19 protein-coding genes are annotated in these 17,137 nt (G+C 41.9%); 9 read left to right on the forward strand and 10 right to left on the reverse strand.

The genetic code is table 11. The features are described from left to right. The first annotated feature begins 139 nt into the window (after positions 1–139). Positions 140–367 carry a group-specific protein gene (locus CSV67_RS04240; protein ID WP_099630393.1) on the forward strand — a complete coding sequence of 76 codons (228 nt, stop codon included), beginning with the start codon at positions 140–142 and terminating at the stop codon, positions 365–367. Positions 368–401: 34 nt separating this feature from the next. Here the strand turns inward: CSV67_RS04240 and CSV67_RS16635 are convergent, their stop codons facing one another. Both CSV67_RS16635 and CSV67_RS04245 read right to left on the reverse strand, forming a co-directional pair. Then, on the reverse strand, positions 402–557 hold the full coding sequence (locus tag CSV67_RS16635; protein ID WP_155979523.1) for a hypothetical protein: 156 nt from the start codon (positions 555–557) through the stop codon (positions 402–404). Between the two features lie 75 nt (positions 558–632). Then, positions 633–1,550: a patatin-like phospholipase family protein gene (locus CSV67_RS04245; RefSeq protein ID WP_099630394.1), complete on the reverse strand. Its 918-nt coding sequence runs from the start codon at positions 1,548–1,550 to the stop codon at positions 633–635. A gap of 170 nt (positions 1,551–1,720) precedes the next feature. Here CSV67_RS04245 and CSV67_RS04250 point away from each other — a divergent pair, with 170 nt between their 5' ends. From CSV67_RS04250 to CSV67_RS04260, 3 genes are all read left to right on the forward strand, one after another. After that, positions 1,721–2,068, forward strand: coding sequence for a DUF378 domain-containing protein (locus tag CSV67_RS04250; RefSeq protein ID WP_099630395.1), 348 nt, complete (start codon positions 1,721–1,723; stop codon positions 2,066–2,068). A gap of 326 nt (positions 2,069–2,394) precedes the next feature. Further along, complete coding sequence (locus tag CSV67_RS04255; RefSeq protein ID WP_233192555.1) at positions 2,395–2,919, forward strand: RNA polymerase sigma factor; 525 nt, start codon at positions 2,395–2,397, stop codon at positions 2,917–2,919. Continuing rightward, positions 2,912–4,228 (forward strand): DUF4179 domain-containing protein, encoded by a 1,317-nt coding sequence (locus CSV67_RS04260; RefSeq protein WP_099630396.1) that lies wholly within the window; start codon positions 2,912–2,914, stop codon positions 4,226–4,228. The genes CSV67_RS04255 and CSV67_RS04260 overlap by 8 nt, the downstream gene beginning before the upstream one ends. A 23-nt stretch (positions 4,229–4,251) precedes the next feature. Here the strand turns inward: CSV67_RS04260 and pgeF are convergent, their stop codons facing one another. Continuing rightward, the gene (pgeF, locus tag CSV67_RS04265) at positions 4,252–5,025 is read right to left on the reverse strand and encodes a peptidoglycan editing factor PgeF (RefSeq protein WP_099630397.1); all 774 of its coding nucleotides are present in this window, start codon (positions 5,023–5,025) and stop codon (positions 4,252–4,254) included. Further along, on the reverse strand, positions 5,022–6,155 hold the full coding sequence (locus CSV67_RS04270; RefSeq protein WP_099630398.1) for an amidohydrolase: 1,134 nt from the start codon (positions 6,153–6,155) through the stop codon (positions 5,022–5,024). Before CSV67_RS04270 ends, pgeF begins: the two co-directional genes overlap by 4 nt. A gap of 258 nt (positions 6,156–6,413) precedes the next feature. On the opposite strand from CSV67_RS04270, the gene CSV67_RS04275 reads away from it, so the two are divergent. Further along, positions 6,414–7,970 carry an ABC-F family ATP-binding cassette domain-containing protein gene (locus tag CSV67_RS04275; RefSeq protein ID WP_099630399.1) on the forward strand — a complete coding sequence of 519 codons (1,557 nt, stop codon included), beginning with the start codon at positions 6,414–6,416 and terminating at the stop codon, positions 7,968–7,970. A 120-nt stretch (positions 7,971–8,090) separates the two neighbouring features. Here CSV67_RS04275 and CSV67_RS04280 read toward each other — a convergent pair whose 3' ends face one another. Then, the gene (locus tag CSV67_RS04280) at positions 8,091–8,957 is read right to left on the reverse strand and encodes a LysR family transcriptional regulator (RefSeq protein WP_099630585.1); all 867 of its coding nucleotides are present in this window, start codon (positions 8,955–8,957) and stop codon (positions 8,091–8,093) included. A 115-nt stretch (positions 8,958–9,072) separates the two neighbouring features. Here CSV67_RS04280 and CSV67_RS04285 point away from each other — a divergent pair, with 115 nt between their 5' ends. From CSV67_RS04285 to CSV67_RS04295, 3 genes are all read left to right on the forward strand, one after another. Beyond that, entirely contained in the window at positions 9,073–9,768 is a 696-nt protein-coding gene (locus CSV67_RS04285; protein WP_099630400.1) for a CoA transferase subunit A, read from the forward strand. A 14-nt stretch (positions 9,769–9,782) separates the two neighbouring features. Beyond that, positions 9,783–10,433 (forward strand): 3-oxoacid CoA-transferase subunit B, encoded by a 651-nt coding sequence (locus tag CSV67_RS04290; RefSeq protein ID WP_099630401.1) that lies wholly within the window; start codon positions 9,783–9,785, stop codon positions 10,431–10,433. 61 nt (positions 10,434–10,494) lie between these two features. After that, positions 10,495–11,427 carry a 3-hydroxyacyl-CoA dehydrogenase family protein gene (locus CSV67_RS04295; RefSeq protein WP_099630402.1) on the forward strand — a complete coding sequence of 311 codons (933 nt, stop codon included), beginning with the start codon at positions 10,495–10,497 and terminating at the stop codon, positions 11,425–11,427. Positions 11,428–11,469: 42 nt separating this feature from the next. On the opposite strand, the gene CSV67_RS04300 is transcribed toward CSV67_RS04295, so the two are convergent. The 4 genes from CSV67_RS04300 to CSV67_RS04315 all read right to left on the reverse strand — a co-directional run bounded on the left by CSV67_RS04300 (position 11,470) and on the right by CSV67_RS04315 (position 15,283). Then, entirely contained in the window at positions 11,470–12,477 is a 1,008-nt protein-coding gene (locus tag CSV67_RS04300; protein WP_099630403.1) for a FecCD family ABC transporter permease, read from the reverse strand. Further along, a complete protein-coding gene (locus CSV67_RS04305) occupies positions 12,474–13,481 on the reverse strand; it encodes a FecCD family ABC transporter permease (RefSeq protein ID WP_099630404.1) in 1,008 nt (335 codons plus the stop codon). Before CSV67_RS04305 ends, CSV67_RS04300 begins: the two co-directional genes overlap by 4 nt. Before the next feature lie 71 nt (positions 13,482–13,552). Further along, a complete protein-coding gene (locus CSV67_RS04310; RefSeq protein ID WP_099630405.1) occupies positions 13,553–14,485 on the reverse strand; it encodes an iron-hydroxamate ABC transporter substrate-binding protein in 933 nt (310 codons plus the stop codon). Positions 14,486–14,488: 3 nt separating this feature from the next. Further along, positions 14,489–15,283 (reverse strand): ABC transporter ATP-binding protein, encoded by a 795-nt coding sequence (locus CSV67_RS04315; RefSeq protein ID WP_099630406.1) that lies wholly within the window; start codon positions 15,281–15,283, stop codon positions 14,489–14,491. Between the two features lie 122 nt (positions 15,284–15,405). Here CSV67_RS04315 and CSV67_RS04320 point away from each other — a divergent pair, with 122 nt between their 5' ends. Beyond that, positions 15,406–16,452, forward strand: coding sequence for an NAD(P)/FAD-dependent oxidoreductase (locus CSV67_RS04320; protein WP_099630407.1), 1,047 nt, complete (start codon positions 15,406–15,408; stop codon positions 16,450–16,452). 49 nt (positions 16,453–16,501) lie between these two features. On the opposite strand, the gene CSV67_RS04325 is transcribed toward CSV67_RS04320, so the two are convergent. After that, complete coding sequence (locus CSV67_RS04325) at positions 16,502–17,122, reverse strand: MOSC domain-containing protein (protein ID WP_099630586.1); 621 nt, start codon at positions 17,120–17,122, stop codon at positions 16,502–16,504. Positions 17,123–17,137 lie beyond the last annotated feature (15 nt).

Consider the following 17,137-nt stretch of genomic DNA (forward strand, 5'->3'; position numbering starts at 1 on the left):
CGAATAAAACAACGACTGCTAGTATGTCTCGTTATGAAAAAATAAAGAAAAGACTCGAAGCTCTTACGAAATAAGCGACGAGTCTTCGTTTTATACTCACAGAAAATTGTGATACAGTGTTACTAAGGGAGTGAATGAAATGAGTAATTGTGCAATTGATCATACGCAACAAGACGTTGTAGAAAAATTAGCAGAACAGAGAGCGTTCATGCCAGAAAAGTTGGTGAAAAGTTGTGAGTTGTTTTTAAGCAAATCATTGAGTCAAGAGACATTGAATGAGGTATTTCATTTGTTGAAAAAATATGACTTAGCAACAGAAACAGAGCGTGCAGAACGTGATAATAAGATGCAACAGTTATTTATATGAGCTGAACTATATGTGTACTCTATGTGATGAGTCATTACTGTACATCACTTTGTAAAAGAGAAATCGCAGACTCAAGTAACTGAATATCTTGTAGGATAAAAGTTTTGATATCGGCGGGCGCAGTATGATACTCATCGCTGAGTAGTTCGAGCTCTCGGATGAAGATAGAACTTTCGTTTTGGTTGGTCATGATTGCAACCCTCCTTATAAGACAATTTACCCGCCAGGATAGTGTTTTAAACGGAATTGAAATCAAATATTTCAATCACATGACATTTTGATTGCTGACTAACTTGGGTTTCGTCGGCGACCAAGTGAGCAAGAATTCCTTAGTACGACTACTTCCGATTGATAGCAAGTCCTCAATTTGCTCTTCGTTTAGATCAAATTGTGTTGCACTATAATTTTCCACAGGAATGAAAACTATGTTTTGTACATGTTGCTTTGAGATATATTTTTCATCATGCGCGTTTCTCATTGTGGAGAATAGCGCTTCGAATAATTGCAAGGCATTTCGAATGGTACGTCCGGGTACTTCATCTTGATTGCGACTTAGTTTGAGCCCGATTACAGGTCGTTTACATGGCGATGTATCTTCATCAAAAATCCACATCGGGAAATTACTTAATACACCGCCGTCTACTACTATAGTTTCTTTTGGTGCATCGATACGTATGGGTTCAAAAAAGTAGGGAATACCACAACTCATACGCAGTGCTTTAGCAATTGAAAATCGGTCAGAATCATATCCGTATTTCTCCAAGTCATCAGGTAATACTATCATCTTGCCGTTTGTTAAGTCAGATGCCACTAATTTTAATGATCCTTTCGGAAGATCGCCAAATGCATAACAACCTTTACGTGCGAGTTTATCAAAAAACCACTCTTCCAGCGCCTTACCTTGATACAATCCCATTCTCCAATAAAGCGATATCCATTTCATAAAGGGAAATGGCAATAGTGTCTTTCTCGGATCCAGTAGTGCTTGGAAATCTTCTTCAGCCAACATGACTCCGATTTCATCCGCTGTATAGCCGGCCGCCAAAAAACTTGCAACAATAGCTCCTGCACTTGTACCAGCTACGTTTTCAAAACGATAACCTTGTTTCTCCAACTCCAGAACCGCTCCAACTAGCGCAAAACCTTTCAATCCTCCGCCTGAAAATACGCCATTGATCCGCACTGTATCCCTGCTTTCATTTTTATTGGTCTACTACTGTAAGGTCTCCGCAACAGAAATAGAACAATATTCATGTGGAAATGTATGAAAATTCCCTTTCGGTGAACTATAATAAAGAATCCATACAAACATGTACAGGATTCGATTATAGATTGTTGGAGGAGGTGTGCAACATGAGCGTATTTATGCGAATTGCACTGACATTAGTCATTATTGGTGCACTAAACTGGGGATTGATCGGATTTTTCAATTTTGATTTGGTTGCCAGTGTATTTGGAGGACAAAACACGATTCTTGCCAAGATTGTCTATGCCATTGTGGGACTGAGCGGATTGGCAGCGATTGGACTTTTAGTTAAATCGAATGATGAGATTATTGAGGATGTGGATGAAAGGGTAGAGCCCCATAAGCATTTTGATCGAATTCGGAATGTGAATTACAACACCGAGTTTGGGGAAGACCTGGATATGATGGGGAAGAATAAAAAAGTGGATCGGTCACGTAAAGAACCAAAAGAATGATCAAAAGGGTGTTCTCGTATAAAAGCGAGAACGCCCTTTCTCGTGAGTTTATGATATTTGTTGCGTCTCAATGTAACAATGCGACGGTAGGAGACGTAGCTTACGTACAGAAGGGGGGGAATTTCATTATTGTTGTAGGGCTAAAGCGTATGATGATAGCTTAGTTGTCTATACAGAATATATTGATGGAACAGAATAAGTGAAGTAAGGTGCCTTGCGGGAGTAGGCATCTTTTTTGTGCGTAAAAATAAATAAAAATGGATGTAAACTTTTTAGCCGGTGTAGAGTCTAATGTATAAGAGGGCAGATAATGGGGTGACCGTCCAATGGAGATAAAGGAAAAAGAGTTGCATGTGAAAGCAATAGCTGGGGATGATGAAGCATTTCTGGCCGTGATGCAATTGCATAAGCAATCGCTTCTGCGGACAGCCTTGGCTTTTTTGCGAAACGAGGACGATGCGATTGAAGCACTTCAAGAAATAACGTATCGTGCCTATAAAAAAGTTCGGACAGTAAAAGAACCTAGCTATCTCAAAACCTGGCTCATCCGTATCATGATAAATTATTGCCAAGATCAGTTGAAACTACGTAAGCGATACACAGTAGACGATAGTGGTTTGGAAACAGTATCAGCAGAAGACATTTCGTATATTGAATTGAGAGATGCACTGGCAACTTTATCTGACCAGGAGCAACGTTTAATTTATTTGAAATATTTTCAGGAATCAAAAATTAAAGATATAGCACAATCTGAAAATATACCAGAAAGCACTGTGAAATCAAGGCTTTACAAAACGATGCGTACGTTGAGGTCATACTTTGAAGATAAAGGGGGCAGTGATCATGTATGAGACAGAAGAAGCACGATTAAAGCAGTTGAAAGAACATTTAGATCAACAGTCGCTGCCTTTGTCTGAAGCTGATCAGGCGATTCGTCAAGGCATGGAAAGGGTACGTCGGGAAAAAAAGCAAGCGAGAAAAAGACGTAAGAGAATCTTTGGAAGTGTAGCGGTTGTGGCATTGTTGCTACTGACATTCATTACGTCTATTCGCGTATCCCCTGTATTCGCCCAGGCGGTAGCTTCCATTCCGGGTCTAGAGAAGTTCGTGGAATTGATTGCGATGGATAAAGGACTCGATGCGGTAATTCAGAACGGCTATTATCAAGAAATCGGAGTGACTCAAACGATTGACGATAAAACGTTGACAGTAGATGGTGTCATTTTGGATGAGACGGGGATTAATATTTTCTACACAATTGAATCGAAGCGTTCGTTGAAAGGCTTACAAGTGGACTATATCCATTTGAAAGCGGAAGGCATTCCAGAGGGTAGCTTTTCTTATGGGAATATAATGGATGAAGAAGAGATCCATACGTATAAAGACCGTATAGACTACCAGTTTGGAGAATTGTATACTTCACAAAATCAGTCGTTTGATTTGAGCGTAGCTATCAAGTTAAAAGATCAAGAGACTGTGTTTTCTGTACCATTTACTGTACTTGAACAAGTAAAGGCAAGTGAAGTCTATACAATAGACAAAAAAGTCGATATACAAGGGCAGCAGTTCACGATTGAAAAGGTTACGGTATCCCCATTACGGGTGGGTGTAAAAATTACTATTGACCCTACTAACACGATGAAGATATTGCAATTCGAGGATATGCGGTTAGAAGATGAAAAAGGCGAGTTGTGGGGATCTATTCGAAACGGTACGACCGCGTTCGGCGGGGAAGACGGTAAATATACTTTCTTCCTGCAGAGTAATTACTTCTCGCAACCTAAAAAACTTTATTTGCGAATCAACAAAGTGCAGGCGTTAAACGTAGAAGAGGCCTTTGCAGAAGTGAATACAGAAACGGGGGAATGGCTTAATCAGCCAAATGACCAAAAAATCCAGTTACTACAATCCAATAAACATCATGCCGAATTCATAATGAAAAATACGGATGAAGAGGAATTTCCATTTTACTTTCTTGGTTCCGTTATTGATGCAAAAGGGGAAGAAGTGGAAACCCCTACGACAGGAAAGTATGGAGATGAAGAAGCGACACATTGGGACTTGAACTTCGGTCGGACCGATTATGCAAATCCATTAAGGCTTGAATTATTCGCTTATCCGAATTACCTTGAAGGCAATATTAAAATAAAGATAAAATAAAAATGCAGTGAAGGATCTTTTCCTCACTGCATTTTTTGCGTTGTTCGTTTGATAAAGCTGACATGACGTCCTGCTTGCCGGTCTTGCCGATAAGAAAAGCCCTCTGGACTTAGAAATGTACAAGTACGGTCGATTGTAATATTTGCTTCGGGTATTCCTGCCAGCTCACATTGCTTCTTCACTGTCAGTTGATTATCAATATGGTACTTTTTTGTCATCGCGTTATAGAGGATGAATTCGTCAGCGTAGCCAAGGTTATGAAATTTCGTATAAACGTCTTCATCCACTTCAAACTTTTCTTGACTGAGTGCGGCACCGATTTGGACATGAATTCGGCTCAGATCACTATGTTCGTATTGCTGTAGGTGGTGGAATAGCTTCCTTGTGATTTCTTTCACAGTGCCTTGCCAACCGGAATGAATTGCCCCAATTAATGTACTGTCGTCGCTGTGAAATAATACAGGAACGCAGTCAGCTGTTAAACTGCACAGCACGATGCCTGGTTCAAATGTATACAGTGCATCCGTGTCGGCAATTGCCGTTTCTTGTCGCAATGCTCCTTTTCCACGGTCTCGTGCAGTCACTTTATGAAAGTTCGCGCTATGTGTTTGGTTGGCAAACACGAAATCTTCCAACTCGCATTGTAAAAAGTCCGCCAATTGTCGGCGATTGTTCGTCACATCAACTGCTGACACACATGCATGCAAAGCAGTATTATTGCACTCCGGTTCATTGCAATCTTTCATGGTCATACCCTTTAGAATATGGTTGTGGTCTTGATAGATCGTGGTTTTCATAATTCTTGATCTGCATTCAGTAATAGTTGTGTCAAAATTTGTGCACCGTAAATTAAGGCATCGGTATTAAAGGACATTTGTGGGTGATGCAACCCGGGCTTCAAATCACACCCTAATCCGATCATTGTCGCAGGAATAGAAGGTGTTTTCCACGTGTAGAAATGAAAATCTTCCGCGCCTTGAGAAATACATGGTACATCCACGTTTCCTTCCCCTAATACAGAGCCGATCGCCTGTTGTGCAAGTCGTATTGCTGTGGCATTTTCCGTAGCAGCAGGTGAATAACCTTCTTCATTGTATACAATTTCCGTCTCTGTCAAAGCGGCAGTGTGTTGGATCATGTGGGTGGCTTTTGCTAACAGAGCATCCATTGTTTCATTCGTTTCCGCACGAACATCCAATGTGAATCGTGCACTAGCTGGAATAGAGTTGCTCGTTTCACCGCCATGTAATTCGGTGATTTTAATGGAGAATTTTTTATTGCCCGTCAAACGAATTTGACGCAGTGACTGGATTAAGAAACTTGCTGCTTCGATTGGGTTATTACCTTCTTCAGGTCTTGCTGCGTGCGCAGGTGTTCCCGTGATTGTACCCGTAATAGTCGCGGACGAGCCGTGTAAAATCGCTGGTGCAGATTTACCGAACGGAACTTCTGTATGCGGGCGTACGTGCAGACCACCTAGGAATAGAACATCTTCTAGCACGCCTTCTTTCATCATTTGTAACGCACCTTCCGCCAACTCTTCCGCAGGTTGGAAAATGAATCGAATGGTATGATGCAAATCCATTTCGCAGTTCTTTAAAGCAAGTGCCGTATATAGCGCCATCGTACTATGCGCGTCATGTCCACAAGAATGGTTTGCCATTACTTCACCATTGACTTCCTGTACCAATGCATCCATATCCGCGCGTAACGCAATGACACCCTGGTTTCGCCCTGCGATTTCTGCAATGAATCCGTGATGACCGGCATAGCCAGTTATACTCAATCCGGCAGCTGAAAGCTTCTCTTGTAAATACCGTGAAGTCTGCTGTTCTTGCCAGCTAGGCTCGGCAATAGCATGCAGTTCTTGATAGGTCTCTAGTATTTCCTTTTTATGACGTTCTATATAGTTTAGTGGGTCAGTCATTAAGGATTGCCTCCATTTCATGAAGTAGATGATCTTAAAAGTAAAACATATTGACTAGTAAACAGCAAAGATCGGGACGAATCATCATAAACTACTTTACCTTACAAAACCGTTACTCAACAATAGTAATGTAACTGCTTGAATCATTAATAGAAGTATCGATTGTTTTTTTCTTTTCTGAAGTAATTATAAGTGGAGGATGTTAAAATGACTTATATCAGTTTAATTGAAACAATTGAAAAGGAATAGGTGTACAACATGAGTTTATTGACAGTAAAAAATATTTGCCACGGTTTCGGTGACCGTGTAATTTTCGAAGACGTATCATTTCGTCTATTGGCGGGTGAACATATAGGACTAGTAGGTGCAAATGGGGAAGGAAAATCCACGTTTATGAATATCATTACACATAAGCTGGAGCCCGATGCAGGGACTGTCACTTGGTCAAAGCGTGTACGGATCGGATATTTAGATCAGCATGCAGCTTTGAAGCAGGGGATGTCTATCCGTGATGTGTTGCGCACTGCGTTTCAATATTTATATGATAGGGAAACTGAAATGAATAGTCTCTTTGCGAAGATGGGTGAAGTAGGGCCGGATGAACTGGAAGGTTTACTAGAAGAAACTGGACAAATCCAAGAATCCCTAGAGCAAAGTGATTTTTACATGATTGACGCAAAAGTAGAAGAAGTCGCAAACGGTCTAGGTCTTGATGAATTTGGATTGGATACTGACGTGAATGATTTAAGTGGTGGCCAGCGTACAAAAGTATTATTGGCCAAATTATTACTTGAAAAGCCCGATATTTTATTGCTTGATGAGCCGACGAACTACTTGGATGTCGAGCATATTGAATGGTTGCGTACGTATTTGCAAGAGTATCCAGGAGCATTCATTTTGATCTCGCATGATATCCCATTCTTGAACAGTGTCATTAACCTGATTTATCATATGGAAAACCAACAGGTCAATCGTTACCCTGGCGATTATAACGAGTTTTTGCGTGTGCATGAAATGAGACAGCAACAGGTCGAAGCAGCTTATAAAAAGCAACAGAAAGAGATTTCTCATTTGAAGGACTTTGTTGCGCGTAATAAAGCGAATGCAGCAACGAGTCGAATGGCAATGTCCCGACAGAAGAAACTAGATAAGATGGACATTATTGAGTTAGATTCTGAAAAACCGAAACCACATTTCGATTTCAAGACGGCAAGAACGCCTGGGAAGTATTTGTTTGAAACGACCGATCTAGTCATCGGATACGATGAACCCCTATCGAAGCCTTTGAATCTTTCAATGGAACGTGGACAGAAGATTGCTCTTGCAGGAGCAAACGGAATTGGAAAAACAACATTGTTAAAAAGTATTCTCGGGGAAATAACCGCACTTTCAGGTAAAGTTGAGCAAGGTGAGCACCTATCAATCGGTTACTTCGAACAGGAAACGAAAACAGATACAGATCATACGTGCTTGGAAGAGATTTGGAGTGAGTTTCCGCACTTAGCGCAGTATGAAGTACGGGCGGCTCTAGCGCGTGTCGGATTAACGACGAAACATATTGAAAGTAAAGTAAAGGTATTAAGTGGAGGAGAGCGTGCGAAAGTCCGTCTATGTAAACTGGTAAATAGTGAAACAAATTTATTAGTATTAGATGAACCGACAAATCACTTGGATTATGATGCAAAAGAAGAACTAAAGCGTGCTTTGAAAGAGTATAAGGGAAGTATCTTACTTATTTCACATGAACCGGACTTTTATGAAGATGTAGTATCCACTATTTGGAACGGGGAAACGTGGACTACGAAGATGTTCTGAAAAATGATCCTGTTCCACGTGAAACAAAAAATCCAACCGGCGGCGGTTGGATTTTTTGTTCAAAAATTTATAATGCCTGCTCTGATTGACTATATTTTAAACAGCTTTATTACATCTGTCTCAAAACATCTGCATAAACTTTTTTAATGCAAATGAATGATAGCTGTTCTTCTTCGTAACAATACCGAGCTTCCAAAGTAAAGGCGGCCCTTCTATAGGAATCATCTTAATATTTTCGTTAGTAAACTTCGTCGATATGGATTGGGGAAGAAGCGTGATACCCAGTTTCGCAGCGACTAGTTCAATGATCAAATCCCACTGAGAGCTTTCATACGATATAGTCGGATTAAACCCGACCTCTTTACAGGCGCTTATGATATAGCGATGTAAGGCAAAACTTTTAGAAAATAGGATGAGTTGTTCTTCTTTTAGTTCAGTTAATGCAACGGCATCTTGTTTTGCAAATGGATGTTCATGATGGACGAACAGAAAGAATTTATCTGAGATGAAAGGCTGAACATGGAAAACGTCTTGATCTGTCGGCAACACAATAATGCCAACATCGATCTGGCCTTTATCAACAAGCTCTTCCACGACTTTGGCGCCCAACTCATGCAACTCGATTTTAATTTGGGGATAATTCCTCGATAGGTTTTTGGCGATCTGTGGAAAGAACAGAGTCCCAATCAAAGGTGGCATGCCGATTTTAATTTCTCCCGACACGCCCTCGGCCAGATCTTCAAGTAAGACGGGAAGTTCACCGAGTAATTGAAGGATTTGTTTTCCTTGCTCATACACAATGTCTCCTGCATCTGTCAATCGAAGGCTACGTGTAGAACGGTTGAAAAGTCTAACATTCAAATCATTTTCAAGTCTTTTCACGGATTTACTTAAAGAGGGCTGCGAAATAAAAGAATGTTCAGCGGCCTTTGTAAAACTTAAATGATTGGCTACTTGTATAAAGGCCTGAAAGTCTTTAAGTTCGATGATCATCCAACCTTTCATTTATTCCGATTTAGAATACACTTGATTTATAATATTCATTTTACATATAAGTCAGAAATCTGTACACTATTATTAAAGAGTTGGAGGAGGTTACAGTATGAGTAAAGTGATGGATTCATTTATGGAAGCGGTTTCAGACGTTCAAGATGGTGCTACGTTAATTGTAGGAGGCTTCGGGTTATGTGGTATTCCGGAAAAATCCATACAGGCGTTACAAGATAGTGGCGTGAAGGATTTAACGGTCGCTAGCAATAATTGTGGAATAGATGATGCAGGCCTTGGCAAGTTGCTTGTCAATAAACAGATTAAAAAGATGATCGCTTCTTATGTGGGGGAAAACAAAACGTTTGAAAAGCAGTTCCTAAATGGAGAGTTAGAAGTAGAACTGAGTCCGCAAGGGACGCTTGCAGAGAGAATCAGAGCGGGCGGTGCAGGGATTCCTGGATTCTACACAGCGACAGGGGTAGGTACACCAATCGCAGAAGGTAAAGAGACAAAAGAGTTTAACGGCAAGATGTATCTACTCGAAGAAGGGATCGTTGGGGACTTTGCACTTGTGAAAGCTTGGAAGGCGGATACACTTGGAAACCTAGTCTATCGCAAGACAGCCATGAACTTTAATCCATTAGCTGCAACAGCAGGCAAAATTACGATTGCGGAAGTTGAAGAAATCGTTGAAGCCGGAGAGCTCAGTCCGGAGGAAATTGATACACCAGGTATTTATGTACAGCGAGTACTACTCGGAACAGATTATGAAAAGCGCATTGAACGCTTAACGGTGAAAAAAGCGTAAAAGGAGAGATGACCATGACGGAAACACGAAATACAATCGTAAAACGTGCGGTAGAAGAAATTCAGGACGGTATGAACGTCAACCTCGGTATCGGCATGCCCACCCTTGTTGCTAACGAAATTCCAGATGGTATGACAGTTTTATTGCAATCGGAAAATGGCCTACTTGGCATAGGGCCTTATCCAGTAGAAGGGCAAGAGGATGCAGATTTGATCAATGCTGGAAAAGAAACGATTACGACTGTTCCAGGTTCATCTTTCTTTGACAGTGCGGAATCGTTTGCGATGATTCGCGGTGGACACATTGACTTGGCGATTCTTGGCGGTATGGAAGTTTCGGAAAGTGGAGACTTGGCCAACTGGATGATACCAGGAAAAGTGGTGAAAGGAATGGGCGGCGCGATGGACTTGGTTGTCGGTGCAAAACGTGTCGTAATCATCATGGATCATGTCAATAAACACGGCGAATCGAAAGTGAAAAAAACGTGTTCATTACCGTTGACGGGCCTGGGTGTCGTTGATCGACTCATCACGGATTTGGCTGTGTTTGATTTCACAGAGGACGGTATGAAGCTTGTGGAAACTGCTGCAGGTATCTCTGTGGACGAAGTAAAAGAAAAAACCGAAGCAATTTTTACAATATCTCCAAACTTTACGGCTAGATAATTCGATTGACGATACCCACTAACGAAGGTGTCGTCTTTTTAATTGGAATGGGGGCAGGTTCATGGAAAGAATAGCTATCATAGGGTGCGGTACAATGGGCCACTCCATTGCACTGAGTGCTGCGTGGGCGGGATACGATGTGACGATGCATGGCATAAACGTCGAAGAACTCGAGCGCGCACTGGTAAGCATTGCGAGTAAGTTACAAGTATTAACGGACAATGACTTGTTGGAGATTGAAGAAGTGGAGTCAGTAAAAGATAGGATTACTACAGTAACAACAATTGATGATGCTGTAAAGGATGCGACGTTCATTATCGAAGCAGTGCCTGAACGTCTGAAGTTGAAGCAACAAATCTTCAAACAACTGGATAAGCTTTGTGATCCTTCCGTGATTCTGGCAAGTAACACTTCGGCAATCAGTCCGACTGACATCGCTGCGAAAACTACACATCCTGAACGCACGGTCATCACACATTTTTGGCATCCGGCGCATTTGATTCCATTAGTTGAAGTAGTTCGCGGATCAAAAACAAATGACGAAACGGTTAAACGTTCGATGGCATTAATGAATGGTATGAATAAAAAGCCGATCGAAGTGAAAAAGGAAGTACCGGGTTTTGTAGGGAATCGTCTACAATTCGCCTTGTTGCGCGAAGCACAGCATATTTTACAAGAAGGAATCGCGACAAAGGAAGACATAGACGCTGCAGTTCTTTACAGTATCGGTAGAAGATTACCTGTCACGGGTCCTTTTTTATCGGCAGATATGGGTGGCCTAGATGTATATACGGACATATCGAATTATTTATATAAAGATTTATCGAATGCAAACCAATCCGCAGCTAGTTTGCAGGAATTAGTGGAAGCGGGAGAGCTCGGTAGTAAAACAGGCAAGGGATATTATGAATGGGATCCTTCATTTACTAAGGAGATACATTCTGCGCGGGAAAAAGAACTGATCCGCTATGTAAAGCAAGATAGAGGAGGATAAATAAAAATGCCAGAACACCCAAAGCGGGCAGTTCTGGCATTTTTATTTCTTCATGAGTAAATAGCAAAAGTACGGTGCACCTATCAATGAAACAATAATACCTGCTGGAATACCACTCGGTTCCAAGATATTTCGCCCAATTGTGTCCGCTAGCAATAGAAGGAAACTACCGAGCAAGATCGCAATAGGTAAATTCATTTGATGGCGTGGGCCGATTAGAGACTTGGCGATATGAGGCGCCATCAGACCGATGAACGCGATACCACCTGTAACCGACACAGCGGATGCAGCTAGGGCCACAGCAGTCAGCAATAACACTACACGCTCTCGTTCAATCGTGACACCGATACCCGTCGCCACAGCTTCATTCAAGCCGAGCATGTCGAGCCGGTGTGCTTTAAATAATGCGAAAGGAATTAATATGAGCAACCAAGGGGTCAGTGCCCAAATGTAAGGCCAATCCGTTCCCCAAATATTCCCTGCTATCCATCTTGAAATGAAATCGACTTTCTCTTGCTTAGCGGAAGAAGTCAATACGACCATCACACCTGAAAGAGCCATTGAAAAGCCAATACCCACCAATACAAGGCGCATAGGCTGCAGTCCACTTTTTCTACTGTAAGCAAATAGGTAAATTAAAACCGAAGTGATGAGAGCTCCAGCAAGCCCAACTAACGGTAATAAGTAAGTGAACGCACCGGACTCAATCGGCACAAACAAGAAAAATAGTGCAATAGCGACTCCAGCCCCAGAATTTATTCCGATGATGCCGGGATCCGCAAGGTCATTACGTGTGATCCCTTGTAAAATAGCACCTGATAAGGCAAGCGCAGCACCGGCCAACAACGTAATGATGATTCGCGGGAGGCGAATAGAAAACAGTACAAATTCTTCTTTGAAAGTGCCTTGACCGAGAAGAGTAGGGATTAGCCGGCTCCATTCAATAGAAGCAGATCCTAAACCAAGCGCAAGAATAGTTAGGAAGAGAATCAGTACAAGGAAGCATGCTCCAAGAATTCTTTGTTTTCTTCGTATATGTGGAAGTATCATGAGAATGCCTGACCTCCTTTGCGTACGATTAAAAGAAAGAACGGTAAGCCGATGATTGCAATCAATGCAGCAACAGGCGTTTCAAACGGTGCTTGTAGCATTCGTCCAACCGTATCTGCTAGCAGCATGAAAGTTGCACCTAAAATGGCGGAAGTCGGGATGATGAATCGGTAATCTGTACCGACGATCGACCGAACAATATGTGGGATCATTAACCCGACAAATGCTAGGTTACCCGCTAATGCCACAGCAGCTCCCGCTAATAAGATAATCACAATAAACAACAGAACTTTTATTTTCAATGTATTTTGTCCAAGTCCAATCGCTACTTCTTCATTTAGGCTCAATAATGTCAATTGACGTGAAAGTACAAGTGCGACGAAAATCCCTATAATGATGACTGGCGCAATGGTCTGCAACTGTCCCCATGAAGTGCCGATCAATCCGCCAGCTGTCCACATTGCCACATCCTTTGAAATCTTAAAATACAAACCAACGCCCTGTGCGATGGCGAATAAAAATGTAGAGACGGCTGCGCCTGCCAATACAAGCCGAATGGGTGCAAAGCCGCCTCGCTTCGCAGAGGCAATACCGAAGACGATCAGCGCACCGACAGCAGAGCCGATGAAGCAAGCTGTCATGATGCCGAAATAGTTGATAGTTGGAATGCATGCAAGCGCAATGGCTAATGCGGCATTCGCCCCGGCAGTCAGTCCAAGCAACCCAGGATCTGCCAATGGGTTTCGCGTCATGCCTTGCATAATCGCCCCGGAAACGGCCAAAGCCGCACCCACAAACACGGCACCTATTTCACGTGGAAAGCGTATTTCTCGCAGGATCAGAATGTTATCCTTTTGATTTGTCGTGAATGAAAGTAAAATATCTTGCCATGTAGTGTGAGCGGCACCAAGCTTCATGGCAAATAGGAAACTGATTAGTAACAGCATCGTGCTAGCAAATAATTTAAGACTAAATGGTATAGCTTTTCTAACGGGTTTGTCCATTTTATTCATCCGCTCCTTTCTTGTCATAAAAAAATGGGTTCTTCAATGAAGAAGAGCCCCATCTTGTTTGATTACTTAGTTCCTAAAAAGCTTTTGATGAAGAAATCAAGCTGATTTTCAAGTGTATAGGCATCATTGAAAGAGAATTCTGCTGTGTTTACCTGATAGACTTGATCATTTTTGACGGCAGGAATATTTTTGTACGTTTCTGTTTCTAGGAATGAATTATCTCCTGTATCACTTTTACTCAAGATGACATAGTCCCCGGCAAATTCAGGCAAAACTTCTGCAGATAGCGCATAATATCCGTCTTTCTTAGTCATTTCCTTTACCTTTTCAGGCATAGCCAGTTTCATTTCCTGATAGAGGATTTCCGTTCCTCTTCCCCAGTTATCGCCGAAGACGTAAATTTGTTTGTCAAACTCTTCGATGACGGAAACTGTCGTATCTTCTCCGATTTTGGCTTTAATGTCTTTTCCTGCCTGCTGCGCACGTGCCTTAAATGCATCTACCCACTCAGTTGCTTCTTTTTCTTTATTCAATAACTTTCCAATTTCGATTTGCTGTGTTAAATAATCTACTTTTCCATACGTATAGGTAACAGTAGGAGCAATTTCTTTCAGTTTATCAATATTTTTAATAGTGCTAAGTCCAATAATTAAATCGGGCTCCAGTTCAATGATTTTTTCAATATTTTCATCTGAAACTTCTTCTACATCTTTCAAAAATGAATCAAAGCTTGGATTATCTTTTGACCAAGATTCAGCTCCTACCAAATTCACGCCAAATTCATGTACAGTACCGGCAAAACTAGATAACACCACAACACGCTGCGGATCTGCGGGAACCTCCACTGGACCTTCTTCAGATTGATAAGTAATCGTGTCGCTTGCTCCTTGTTCCTTTGCAGGTATATCTTCTTTCGCGGGTTCTTCCTGTTTAGTGCCACACGCTGCTAACGCAAGTACGATAAGCAAAAGGGCAGGTAATAGAATTTTCTTCAACAGTTATTCGTCTCCTTTTAGTAGATCATATGTGATACATAACGGTTTGCCCGTTCTTGGATCCGTTCCAATTTCGGCGTCAATTCGAAATACTTCTCGCAGTATATCTGGCCGTATTACTTCCTCGCACATACCCGCGCGTACAATTTCCCCATCTTTCATCGCAATGATGAAATCGGCAAAACGTGCTGCTTGGTTCAAATCATGAAGTACCATGACGATGGTGCGTTGTTGCTCTTCGTTGAGCCTTTGCAATAGCTCTAGCACCTCTAATTGATGTGCCATATCCAAATAGGTAGTCGGCTCATCCAGGAAGATAATATCTGTTTCCTGGGCAAGTGCCATCGCAATCCAAACACGCTGGCGTTGACCACCGGATAATGCATCGACTTGACGATATTTGAAAGCAGTCGTATTGGTGACTTCAAGCGCCCAATTGATAACATCCATATCATGCGCTGTCAAACGTCCCATTGCATTCTGGTAAGGAAATCTACCGTAGGATACCAATTCACCAACTGTTAAACCACTGGCAGCTTCCTGTGTCTGTGGAAGAATAGCCATCGTTTGCGCGAGCTGCTTCGTCCTTTGTTTAATAATATTTCTGCCATCTACTATCACTTCTCCTGATTGATGCGGAATTAAGCGCGTGACAGCTTTTAGAAATGTGGATTTGCCACACCCGTTTGCTCCGATAATAGCAGTCACTTTCTTGTCGGGTATTTGAACCGATAACCCATTAACGATCAGGTGATCATCATATGAAACTTGTAGATTTTCTGTATACAAGCGAACCATTTCGTGAAATCAAACCTTTCCTACTAAGTAATCATTGATAATGATTATCAATATCGGTACAATGAAAACTATAAATTGAAATGCAAGCGATGTCAATAATTATTTGTAAGGGAGAAGATGGAATGGAACAAGATCAGCTACTGGACGTAACGATTATCGGCGGAGGACCTGCGGGGTTATATGCTGCTTTTTATAGTGGATTGCGTGAAATGAAGACGAAAATCATTGAATACCAGCAGCAGCTTGGAGGAAAGATCCATGTCTATCCAGAAAAGATGATTTGGGATATTGGCGGCATGACACCTGCACCGGGAGCACAAGTGATTGAACGGCTTGTGACCCAAGGGTTAACCTTTGATCCGAAAGTCGTGCTCAATGAGAAAATTGTGAAGATTGAAAAGATAGCTGACAAGTACTTTGCATTACATGGCTCGTCAGGTATCGTTCATTACAGCAAAACCGTAATACTCGCAACAGGTACAGGTATTTTGAATCCACAGAAGATTGAAGTGGAAGGCGCAGAACGCTTTGAAGTGTCGAATTTAAACTATACGGTAAAATCTTTGGGACGTTTTAAAGGAAAGACCGTCCTGATTTCAGGCGGTGGCAACGCGGCAGTCGACTGGGCCAATGAACTGCAACCCATCGCTAAAAAAGTGTACCTAACTTATCGTAAAGAGAATTTAAACGGCCATGAAGCGCAAGTGCGACAACTCTTAGAGAGTGGTGTGGTCTGTCACTTTAATACAAATATATCTCGATTCATTGCATCTGAAGATCATAGCTCAATTGAGAGAGTGGAGCTACGACACAATGAAGAAGAAACAGTTACCACGATAGCTGTAGATGAAGTAATTATTAATCACGGTTACGAGCGTGATACTTCGTTAATTGGTGATCAGCAATTGGGTGTTGAACTAACGGAACATAAACAGATTGCCGGAACGTGCACAAGTGCTACGTCTATAGAAGGGATGTATGCGGCAGGGGATGTACTGAGCCACAAAGGCAAACTACATTTAATAGCAGGGGCATTTCAGGATGCAGCGAATGCTGTGAACTGCGCCAAAATCTATATCGACCCCGAAGCAAATGAAAATGGTATGGTATCTTCTCATAATGAACTCTTCAAGGAACGAAATCGTGAATTAGTGAAACAGCTCGTATAAAAAAGAACTGACCAACGATTTTTTATTATCGTAGCGTCAGTTCTTTTATTTAGATATTCCCTAGCTTCTCCAGCCGTTTCATCAGCATGTCCCGCCACTCTTCAGCCAGTGCATCGACTCCCAGAATTCGTTTCAATCCTTCCACGTCTTTAGGACGCTGAAAATACACTTCATTTGCATAAAGAATGGAAACTTGGTTTGGATCTTGTTGAAGCGAAGTAATTGTTGAATCTAAACGAACAATTCCTTCTTCCACCACACGGCATAAATAGCCTGTGAATCCAGTGTTGACCATTCCTTTCATCAAATCGGGTAAGCCAGTTCGCTTACTAATTGTGCTGCAAGGGACTCGACCTTGTGTTACTTGAATAACTGCGTCTCCCACTGCAAATACATCTCCAATACATATATCTTTCTCAAGCATTCCATCCACTGTCAGATTTTCTCCGAAAGTAGAAGAGGGCAACGTGCAGGAAAATTTCTTTTCCCAGAAAGTATAGTGCTCACTCGGATAGACACAGACCGCTCGATCAGGACCGCCATGATGTTTCGTATCCGCAATCCCGTCTCCTTGAAAACCATCCACAGAAAGAAATGCTTCTTCGACAGACTGTTTACAAATTGCACTGGAAAATTCTCCACCAGTAGTAGATTGTACGATTCGCGGCATCCCAATAGATAGCGT

Source organism: Sporosarcina sp. P2, assembly GCF_002743255.1.
In the GTDB taxonomy this organism is placed as follows: domain Bacteria; phylum Bacillota; class Bacilli; order Bacillales_A; family Planococcaceae; genus Sporosarcina.